Annotated in this window: 9 protein-coding genes; 2 read left to right on the top strand and 7 right to left on the bottom strand. The window is 72.4% G+C overall.

Annotated features, from left to right (window positions below; translation table 11 throughout):
- Positions 1-131 precede the first annotated feature (131 nt).
- A complete protein-coding gene (locus tag PLL68_RS10155) occupies positions 132-494 on the bottom strand; it encodes an NADH-quinone oxidoreductase subunit A (protein WP_159901293.1) in 363 nt (120 codons plus the stop codon).
- Positions 495-771: 277 nt separating this feature from the next.
- Entirely contained in the window at positions 772-1470 is a 699-nt protein-coding gene (locus tag PLL68_RS10150) for a demethylmenaquinone methyltransferase (protein ID WP_324533716.1), read from the bottom strand.
- A 150-nt stretch (positions 1471-1620) separates the two neighbouring features.
- On the opposite strand from PLL68_RS10150, the gene PLL68_RS10145 reads away from it, so the two are divergent.
- On the top strand, positions 1621-2940 hold the full coding sequence (locus tag PLL68_RS10145; protein ID WP_324533714.1) for an isochorismate synthase: 1320 nt from the start codon (positions 1621-1623) through the stop codon (positions 2938-2940).
- Positions 2941-2964: 24 nt separating this feature from the next.
- Here PLL68_RS10145 and PLL68_RS10140 read toward each other — a convergent pair whose 3' ends face one another.
- From PLL68_RS10140 to PLL68_RS10125, 4 genes are all read right to left on the bottom strand, one after another.
- Positions 2965-4197, bottom strand: coding sequence for a geranylgeranyl reductase family protein (locus PLL68_RS10140; RefSeq protein ID WP_324533712.1), 1233 nt, complete (start codon positions 4195-4197; stop codon positions 2965-2967).
- A 117-nt stretch (positions 4198-4314) separates the two neighbouring features.
- On the bottom strand, positions 4315-6120 hold the full coding sequence (gene menD / locus PLL68_RS10135) for a 2-succinyl-5-enolpyruvyl-6-hydroxy-3-cyclohexene-1-carboxylic-acid synthase (RefSeq protein WP_324533710.1): 1806 nt from the start codon (positions 6118-6120) through the stop codon (positions 4315-4317).
- A gap of 70 nt (positions 6121-6190) precedes the next feature.
- Positions 6191-7360: a PGAP1-like alpha/beta domain-containing protein gene (locus PLL68_RS10130; RefSeq protein WP_324533708.1), complete on the bottom strand. Its 1170-nt coding sequence runs from the start codon at positions 7358-7360 to the stop codon at positions 6191-6193.
- Positions 7357-7638, bottom strand: coding sequence for a hypothetical protein (locus PLL68_RS10125; RefSeq protein WP_324533707.1), 282 nt, complete (start codon positions 7636-7638; stop codon positions 7357-7359). The genes PLL68_RS10130 and PLL68_RS10125 overlap by 4 nt, the downstream gene beginning before the upstream one ends.
- Positions 7639-7797: 159 nt before the next feature.
- On the opposite strand from PLL68_RS10125, the gene PLL68_RS10120 reads away from it, so the two are divergent.
- Positions 7798-9192 carry a mycothione reductase gene (locus PLL68_RS10120; RefSeq protein WP_324533705.1) on the top strand — a complete coding sequence of 465 codons (1395 nt, stop codon included), beginning with the start codon at positions 7798-7800 and terminating at the stop codon, positions 9190-9192.
- A gap of 28 nt (positions 9193-9220) precedes the next feature.
- On the opposite strand, the gene heR is transcribed toward PLL68_RS10120, so the two are convergent.
- On the bottom strand, positions 9221-9819 hold a 599-nt coding region (gene heR, locus PLL68_RS10115; RefSeq protein WP_324533703.1), incomplete at its 5' end, for a heliorhodopsin HeR.

Raw genomic sequence — 9819 nt, 5'->3', positions numbered from 1 at the left:
CGTTCTCGAGCGTGGTCAGCACGAAGCCGGCGGGCAGCTTCTCCTCGAGTCCCATCAGCCCTCCTTGGGGTGAGCGGTCGGTGAGGTGGGGTGCACGAACAGGGGTGCGGACGGCATCCGGGCGGTGGTCATCAGTCCCACTCCAACCCGCCGCGCTTCCACACGTAGGCGTAGGCGACGAAGACGGTGAGGATGAACAGCACCATCTCGACGAGCGCGAACAGGCCGAGGGAGTCGAAGGCGACGGCGAAGGGGTACAGGAAGATCGACTCGATGTCGAAGATGATGAAGAGCATCGCCGTGAGGAAGTACTTGACCGGGACGCGGCCACCACCGGCGGCGCGGGGCGTGGGCTGGATGCCGCACTCGTAGGCCTCCAGCTTGGCGCGGTTGTAGCGCTTGGGGCCGACGACGAGGCTGGTGCCCACGGAGAGCGCGGCGAAGCCGAAGCCCAGCGCGAGCAGGATGAAAATCGGTGCGTAGGGGTTGCTCATCGAGGTGACAACTCCCCTTTCGGTGCTCAGGTACATCGGGCTGGCACGGCCGAACAACAGACAGCGTCCCGGCCATCCTAGGGGGAGTGACCTACGCCTCACCCGGCGACGCTCGACAGTCGGTCCGGACGCACGCCGTGAACGCGTTTCCGGACCGGCGTGCGAACGCCGTGAGGGTGCTTGTGAATCTCTTCACGATCGGCGGCAGTCTAGGACGGCCGCGCGGCGACCTTTTACTTAGGCGGCCCTAACTCTTGACGTCGAGGTGCGGCCGCGGTCAGCCGGTCGGCTTGGTGGCCCGGTGGAGGGCGACGATGCCGCCAGAAAGGTTGCGCCACTGGACCTCGCGCCAGCCGGCCCCGGACACCCGCTGCGCCAGGCCGCGCTGCGCCGGCCAGGCCTGGATGGACTCCGCGAGGTAGACGTAGGACTCGGGGTTGCTGCTGACCTTGCGTGCCACCGCGGGCAGCGACCGCATGAGGTAGTTCGAGTACACCGTGCGGAAGGCCTTGTTCGTCGGCTGGCTGAACTCGCAGATGACGAGGCGACCACCCGGCTTGGTGACGCGCAGGAACTCGCGCAGCGCGGCATCCGGATCGGCGACGTTGCGCAGACCGAAGCTCATCGTCACGACGTCGAAGGACTCGTCGGCGAAGGGCAGGTGCATCGCGTCGGCCGCGGTGAAGCCGAGGTCCGAACGGCGCTGGTGGCCCACGCGCAGCATCCCCAGCGAGAAGTCGGCGGGCACGACGTCGACACCGGAGTCGGCGAACGGCTCGCTGCTCGTGCCCGTGCCCGCGGCGATGTCGAGCACGACCTGCCCGGGCACGGCCTCACAGGCCGCGACGACCGCGCGGCGCCAGAGGCGGTCCTGGCCCAGCGAGAGCACGTCGTTGGTCACGTCGTACTTGCTCGCGACGTCATCGAACATCGCGGCGACGTCGCGGGGGTCCTTGTCGAGGGAGGCGCGGCTCATGGGGGCCATCCTCCCACCTTCCCCGCACCCGACTGCGCCCCCCTGCCTCCCCACTGACCCCAGCGCTGGGACAGATGTGACCAATTGGTCAGATCCGTCCCACCGCCCGGGTTCGGACCTGCAACGGCCGGGGCCGTATTCTGCTGCGCGATGACCTCGCTGCCCGCGGGTGACCGACCGAGCGACCCCGTCGCCTCCGCCGCGCCCCTCGTCTCGCGCACCGTGCCCCTGCCCCCCGAGCTCGGCACGGCGCTGCTCGCACTGCTGCCCGCCCGCGGCGCCCGCGACCTGTGCTCCTGGGTTCGACGCGGCGAAGGGGTCGTCGGGTGGGGCCGCGCGGCCAGCCACACGGCATCCGGCCCCGACCGGATGGCCGAGCTCGACCAGTGGTGGTCCGGCCTCATGGCGCATGCCGTCGTGCGCGACGAGGTGCGCCGCCCGGGTACCGGGCCGATCGCATTCGGCTCCATCTCGTATGCCGCCTCCTCGCCCGCCGGTGCCACGCTCGTCGTCCCTGAGGTCGTCGTGGGTGTCCGCGGCGGGGCCGCCTGGCTGACGACGGTCACGGTCGACACCACCCCCGCGGTCCCTGGCGGTGTCGAGCTGACCCACCAACCGGCCCCCCAGGGCCCGGCCGACGTCGCCTTCGCCGACGGCTCCCTCTCCCCCGCCGAGTGGGCCGGTGCCGTCGCGGATGCCGTGCAGCGCATCACCGCCGGCGACCTCGACAAGGTGGTGCTCGCCCGCGACCTCGAGGTGTCCACCACCGGCGAGCTCGACGTTCGGTGGCTGCTGCACCGCCTCGCAGAGCGCTACGACACCACGTGGGTGTTCGCGGTCGACGGCCTCGTCGGGGCCACACCTGAGCTGCTCGTCCGCCGCGAGAAGGGGCTGGTCACCTCCCGTGTGCTCGCGGGAACGATCCGCCGCACCGGCGACGACGACCACGACCTGGCGCTCGCGGCATCCCTGGCCCGCTCGAGCAAGGACCTCGAGGAGCACGAGTACGCGGTGCGCTCTGTGGCCGACGCCCTCGCGCCGCACTGTTCGTCGATGAACGTGCCCGAGGTGCCGTTCGTGCTGCACCTGTCCAACGTCATGCACCTGGCCACCGACGTCGCCGGGGTGCTCGTCGACGACGCATCCGCCCTGGCACTGGCGGCCTCGTTGCACCCGTCGGCGGCCGTGTGCGGCACGCCCACACCCGTCGCGGATGCCGTCATCGCCGAGCTCGAACACATGGACCGGGGCCGCTACGCCGGGCCCGTCGGGTGGATCGACGCCTCTGGCGACGGGGAGTTCGGGATCGCGCTTCGGTGCGGGGAGGTGTCGGCAACCGATCCTTCACGGATGCGGCTGTTCGCCGGGTGCGGCATCGTCGCCGGTTCGGTGCCCGAGGACGAGGTCGCGGAGTCGTCGGCCAAGCTGGTACCGATGCGCGACGCGCTCACGGCATCCGGGCCCGCCTGACCCCCACCCGGCACCCAGAGCGGGTCAGCTGAACGGCGGGCGTGCGTCGACCGCCACGGAACGCCGGCCGGCCCAGCGCCACACCCGGGCGGAGCGGTCGCGGTCCTCCTCGGTGATGAGGTTGCCCATCCAGCGCAGCGCGAGCGTCATGAGCCAGTCGCTGCGCATCCCGACCGGGCCGAGCGCGCTGAGGATCTTCGGCGTCGTGAACACCCCGGCGAGCCGGCGCGCGATCGAGAAGGCCTCGCCGTAGTTCTCCTGGAGCAGCGCCGGCCAGACCACCGACAGGTCGTCGTCGAGGTGGTCGACGAGCAACCGGCCGGTCTCGAGGCCGTAGTCGATGCCTTCGCCGTTGAGCGGGTTGATGCACGCGGCGGCATCGCCGATGAGGGCCCAGTTCGCCCCGGCGACATTGCTCACGGCACCGCCCATGGGCAGCAGGGCGCTCGTGGGCATCCGCTGCTCACCGGTGAGCGCGAAGTCGTCCCGGCGCAGGTCGGTGTAGTGCTTCATCAGCGGCTTGATCGCCACGTCGGCGGGGCGCTTGGTCGTCGCGAGGGTGCCGACGCCGACGTTCACCTGGCCACCACCGAGCGGGAAGATCCAGCCGTACCCGGGAAGGGTCTCGCCGGTCTCGGATCGCAGCTCGAGGTGGCTGCTGATCCACGGGTCGTCGGCGCGGGCCGAGTCGACGTAGCAGCGACCCGCCACGGCATACACGGTGTCCTGGTGCCACTGCCGCCCGAGCACTTTGCCCAGCCCGGACCGCACGCCATCGGCGACGACGAGGCGCTCGCACTCGATCTCGAAGGTCTCTGCGCCCTTGGTGAAGGTGACCGCGCGAACGCGCCCGCCCTCGATCCGCGCATCGACGGCCTTGGCCCCCTCGACCCCGGTGGCGCCGGAATCGAGCGCCTGCGTGCGGATGCGGTCGTCGAGTTCGGTGCGCGGCACCGCCGACCCGTGGTCGGGCAGTGAACCGCCGGGCCAGCGCAGGTGCAGCGTCTGCCCGAAGCCGTGGGCGCGCAGGCCCTGGTTGACGGTGTGCTCACGCACCCACTGCCCCAGGCCGAGGCGGTCGAGCTCGGCGATGGCGCGCGGGGTCAGCCCGTCGCCGCAGGTCTTGTCGCGGGGGAAGACGGCCGCGTCGGCCAGCACGACGTCGCGGCCGGCACGCGCAGCCCACGCTGCCGCCGATGATCCGGCCGGCCCGGCGCCGACGACGAGGACATCGGTGCGCTGCGGGGTCTGTGACACCCCACCATTGTCGCAAGGTGAGGGCGCGCGCCCGAAATCGCCCCCCGGCATCCCTAGACCACCCCGCATCCGCACTGACTGCACTCCAGCCACCTCTCAGCGGTCGCTGGAGTGCAATCAGTCGCTGAGCGTGGTCGCGGCGAGGGTGCGCAGGTCGGTGTGCGCCGCCCGGTGCGTGGCGCGGTCGACCCGCACCTCGACGACCCGGATGCCGTGGTGCGGCTGGGCGACCGCGTCCGTCAGATCCGCGCTGGTCGCCACCACCTCGTGCCGGATGCCGTGCGCCTGGCACAGTGCCCCCAGATCGGTTGCGGTCGGGGTGCCGAAGACGCGCTCGAAGTCGGCGGCCCGCTCGGGCGCCCCGGGTTCGAGGGTCGTGAAGATGCCGCCGCCGTCATCGTTGACGACGACGAGCGTGAGGTCGGGCACCTGCTCCCCCGGCCCGATGAGCAGCCCGTTGGTGTCGTGGAGGAAGGTCAGGTCGCCCACCAGCGCGACGGTCGGGACCAGGTCGCGGGCCAGGGCGACACCAACCGCGGTGGAGACCACCCCGTCGATGCCGGCGAGCCCGCGGTTGGCGAGCACCTCGTCGGTGATCGGGCCCGCGACGGCCAGGTCGAGGTCGCGCACCGGGTTGCTCGGGCCGAGCACGAGCACGCCGTCACCGGGGAGGCCGTCGACGACGGCGCTGGCGACCGCGAGGCCGCTCGGCCACGGGAACGGCTGCGCAGCAACGGCATCCGCGAGTCGTGCGGCGGCACTGCGCCACTGATGCGCCCAGCCGTGGTCGTCATCGGGAGTGGTCGGGCCCCCCAGGCGCAGGGCGGCCGGCGGGTGCACGGCTGCGGCGACGTGGGACGGGTCGGGCCACTGGCTGCCCTCGGTGACGACCTCGACGACCAGGCCGGGCCGGCGCAGCAGTGCCCCGACGGCACGGGAGAGGGTCACCCGCCCGACGACGACGACCCGCTCGGGGGCGTGCGCGTCGAGCCAGTCGGTGACGGTGAGCAGGAGGGGGCCGTGGGGCAGCGCCTCGGCCCGCAGGGCGGCGGTGCCGAACGGCTCGGCGACGATCGGGTGGCCGCGTTCGGTGGCCCAGGCTGCGGCGCGCTCCCCGAGGGCGGGGTCGCGGGTGTCGCCGACGACCACGAGAGTGCGCGCGACCTCCTCCAGCGGGGTGACGGGGTGTGACGGATGTGACCAGTTGGTCACTTCCGTCACGCCTGTGCGGACCCAGGGGGCGCGGTCCGCCCGGCCGTCGAGGTTGTCGGGCCAGTCGGCCGTCGGGTCTGGGGTCGGCTCGTTGGTCTGGCCGCTGGCGGAGCCGCCGACGGCCTCATCAACCAGGTCCGGGGTCACGTCGGGGGCCAGGTCCGGAACCAGCGGCTCGCGCAACGCGACGTTGAGGTGCACCGGCCCGGGCTCCCCGCCGATGTGACCCGCTGCCGCCGCGAGCGCCCGGCACACCGTGCTGCGCCAGAACGGCCCGAGCCCGGGGCGTGCGACCGGCGCCGGCAGGTCGGCGGACCAGCGGGTGGAGCCGCCGAAGATCCCGGGCTGGGCCGTGGTCTGGTTGGCCCCGGTCCCGCGCAGTTCGTGGGGTCGGTCGGCGGACACGACGACGAGCGGGACGCCTGCGTGGTGCGCCTCGAGCACCGCAGGGTGCAGATTGGCGACGGCGGTGCCGGATGTCGTGACGATCGCGACCGGCATCCGCGATCCGCGGGCCAGACCGAGCGCGAGGAACCCGGCGCTGCGCTCGTCGACCCGCACGTGCAGCCGCAGGTGACCGGCGCGCTCGGCCGCCACGAGCGCGTAGGCCAATGGCGCTGACCGCGACCCGGGGCACAGGACCACCTCACGCACCCCACCACGGACGAGCTCGTCGACCACGACGGTCGACAGGGCCTGGGACGGGTTCACGGGCGTGAGTCTGCCACTGGGCGAGCCGCCCGCAGCCGGGTCACCCAGATGGCGGTGGGCGCAGCGGAGGTCATGGTGGCATCGTGGCACCTGCTCGCTCGATGACGTGGTCGTGAACCGAGCGCACCTGACGGCCGAGGACGTCGCCAGCACCGACCTGCCAGACGTCGAGGCCGGGCACTGCGCCCCGAGGTGCACCTTCGGCAGCCCGGACGGTCTGCACGTAGGTGGACAGGCGGTGCCGGTCAGGGTCCAGTGGCGCGCCCCGTCCGTCGCCCGGCGCCACGATGGTCGTCCACGACTGACCGCCCGGGTTGGGGGTGAGGTCGAGCCCGGGCACCGGGTCATCGGCGTGCTCGATCGAGAGCACCTTCACCGTCGGCGGCACCGGGAAGAGGGCAACCGGCGCACCACTGGTGACGACGTGGGTGACCCGGTTGCCGGTCCGAAACGCCGGGTCGCTGGCCAGCGCCGCAGCGAGGATGCCCCCCTGCGAGTGCCCGACGAGCATCACGGGATCCTGCGGTGAGGACCGCCCCGACCCGGCTCGCGAACGGGCCAGTGCCGCGGACACCCCGGCCGCCGCGATCGTCACGTCACCGGTGACTGCGCGCACGTCGGTGGTGAGGTCGAAGGGGTTGGCCCCCGGCCGCGGTGACCACTCCTGGGTGCCGGGAATGATGACGACCCACGCCGAACCGCCGTCACCTCGGGTCGTCTCCAGAACCCGCACCCGCCCCCCGTCGAGGCCCTCGCCCGCAGCAACGAGGTCGGCCACCCCGAGCACCCGACCAGTCACGCCGCCATGAGCCACCAAGGGGCCGGTGAGCGTCGACGGCACGGCCCGCACGATCGGGTCGCTGCCGTTCACCGGACCGTCGACGAACCACCCGACCCGACCAGCGACGTCAGCGCCCGCGGCAACCGCCGAGAGCACCCCGGCGACGCCCCGCTCGACCTCGACGTACATCCGAGCCGCGGACCTCAGCGCAGCCGCCAGCCCGTCGAGCTCGAGGGCATCACCCCACAGGCCTACCGGCCCGATGAGGGCCAGTGCCCGACCTTCAAGGACCAACCACCGGGCGACCAGCACGGCCTCACCCGGTGATCGCACCCGCGGGGGCCCCACCCCGGCCACGACGGCGGCGAGCCGCCCGGCATCCTCACGAAGCTCGTCCGCGATGGCGAGCACCCGTTGGGCCGCCGCGGTGAGCGTCTCGGAGCGGACATCGACCCTCACGATGCCAGCCCCGACCCGAGGTCACGAGCCGCAGACTCGGCCGCGAAGAGCCCTGCCAGTTCGTGACATGCCTGCGCGACGAACAGCAACTCGGCCTCGGTAGCCGCCAGCCCGGCCACCCGCCGCTCGACCGCCCCCCGATAGGTCTGGGCGGCCCCGCCCTGCCACCAGACGAGGGCAAACCTCGAGACGGCCGCCCGACGCTCCCGCAACCGATCGGCCGCTGCACCGGCCTCCCGCGACAGCCGCTGCAACTCCTCCACCGGGTCCTTGCCCACGCGCTTCCCCTCGCCATCCCCGGGCACGACCGCCGTCCGGTCGCGCCCCCTGAAGCCACCTTCACCCGCGCTCCCCAGCCAGACGAATCGCTCGCATCCACCTGTGGACGACCGGGCTCCGCGCGCAAGCCTGTGGACGACCACGCCTACGCTGACGCCATGCCGCACCACGATCTCGTCATCATCGGCAGCGGCTCGGGGAACTCGCTGCTGACCCCCGAGCTCGACGGCCTCGACGTCGCCATCGTCGAGGGCGGCACCTTCGGGGGGACGTGCCTGAACGTCGGCTGCATCCCGACCAAGATGCTCGTCCTCCCCGCCGACCGCATCGTGGATGCCGCGGACGCCGCCCGCCTCGGCGTCACCTTCGCCCAGCCCACGGTGGACTGGCCCGGCATCCGCGACCGGATCTTCGGGCGACTCGATGCGATCTCCGCGGGTGGTCGCGCCTACCGTGACCTGCAGGCGCACACGACGGTGTACGCGGCGCACGCCCGGTTCACCGGCCCGCGCCAGCTCGCGTTGTCGACGGGTGAGGTGCTGACGGCGGACCGGGTCGTCGTCGCCGCTGGTGCGCACGCCGTCGGCCTGCCCGTCGAGGGGCTGCGCAGCCCTGACCCCGCCCGGGGCCTGCACACCTCGGACACGGTCATGCGGCTGGATGCCCTGCCCCCGCGGATGGTCGTCATCGGCGGCGGGTTCGTCGCCTGCGAGCTCGCGCACGTGTTCTCGTCGCTGGGGGTCCAGGTCACCCAGGTGCAGCGCGGGCCCAGCCTGCTGCGGCACCACGAGCCCGCCATCGCGCAGCGGTACACGCAGGTCGCGGCGCACCACTACGACGTGCGGCTGTCCGCCACCCCGACCTCGGCGCACCGCACCGACGGCGTCTGGCGCATCGACCTCGACACCGCGTCCGGCCCCGCCCACGTCGAGGCCGAGGTCGTCCTGCTCGCCGTCGGTCGCCGCCCCAGCACCGACGGTCTCGACCCGGCGGCTGGTGGGTTGGAGGTGCACGCCGACGGTCGCCTCGTCGTCGACGCACAGCTGCGCACCACCGCGGATGCCGTGTGGGCGCTCGGCGACGTCTGCTCACCTCACCAGCTCAAGCACGTCGCCAACCACGAGGCGCGGATCGTCGCGCACAACCTCGCAGTCGACCTCGGACGACGTGCGGGACCAGTTCAGCGCACGGATGACCGGCCGGTACCGCACGCGGTGTTCGGCCACCCGCAGGTCGCGGCGTTCGGCCCGACCTCGGCCGACCTCGATGCCGCTGGCACGACGTATGTCAGCGCGACGGAGGCGTTCGGCGACACCGCCTACGGGTGGGCGCTCGAGGACACCACCGGCCTCCTCACCATCCACGCCAGCCCCGAAGGCCGCATCCTCTCTGCCCACGCGGTCGGTCCGCACTCCTCCACGCTCATCCAGCCGCTCATCCAGGCGGCGAGCTTCGGCCAGCACGCCCACGAGGTCGCCCGCGGCCAGTACTGGATCCACCCGGCCCTGGCCGAGGTCGTCGAGAACGCCCTGCTCGGCCTGCCCCTGGGGTGAACCGGGAAGGGGCCCGTCGTGGGACCGCTCAGGTGGGGATGAGGGTGTTGGCGAAGATCTGCCACGCGAGGACGGACTTCGCGACGAGGCTGAGGATGACGTACTGCCACTCACCGAACAGGTAGTCGCGCCAGCGCCCGACCTGGCGGTACTGGAGCCACTGGTTGAGCGCGAAGGTGTTGAACAGCACGAACAGGCTGATGAGGATGCCCCAGACGAACCCCGGGGGGCCCTGGCCGTCGAGCACAGCGATCGAGGCCCACAGGTACGCCCCGATCGCCAGCCACGGGCCGATGCCGGCGACGCAGCCGAACCAGAACGGTGTCCACCAGGCCCGCTCGCCCCGGGCCGGCGACTGGTCGCGACCGTGCATCAGGCCGTTGTTGGAGACCTCCATGAGCCACCCGAAGAGGATCATCGCGATGTTGGCGAACGCGATGCCGATCAGTGCCGCGAGGTCGGTGATGCCGGTGACGAGCCCGATGAGGACGATCATCAGCGTCGACGACAGGGAGTACTCCACCCAACGGAAGCGGTTGCGCCCTCGCTCGAGCTCGCCGACGTAGCGCGGGAAGCCCCACGGGGAGGCGATGACGAAGTGGAAGAACGCCGAGAGGAACAGGAAGC

This window comes from Ornithinibacter sp., from assembly GCF_035443565.1.
Lineage (GTDB): Bacteria > Actinomycetota > Actinomycetes > Actinomycetales > Dermatophilaceae > Fodinibacter.
This window is presented reverse-complemented; position numbering and strand designations above follow the sequence as displayed.

Excerpts from the sequence above, each read along its gene's own strand:
- PLL68_RS10155 (WP_159901293.1), bottom strand. The coding sequence starts at position 494 with ATGAGCAACCCCTACGCACCGATTTTCATCCTGCTCGCGCTGGGCTTC.
- PLL68_RS10150 (WP_324533716.1), bottom strand. The coding sequence starts at position 1,470 with ATGAGCCGCGCCTCCCTCGACAAGGACCCCCGCGACGTCGCCGCGATG.
- PLL68_RS10145 (WP_324533714.1), top strand. The coding sequence starts at position 1,621 with ATGACCTCGCTGCCCGCGGGTGACCGACCGAGCGACCCCGTCGCCTCC.
- PLL68_RS10120 (WP_324533705.1), top strand. The coding sequence starts at position 7,798 with ATGCCGCACCACGATCTCGTCATCATCGGCAGCGGCTCGGGGAACTCG.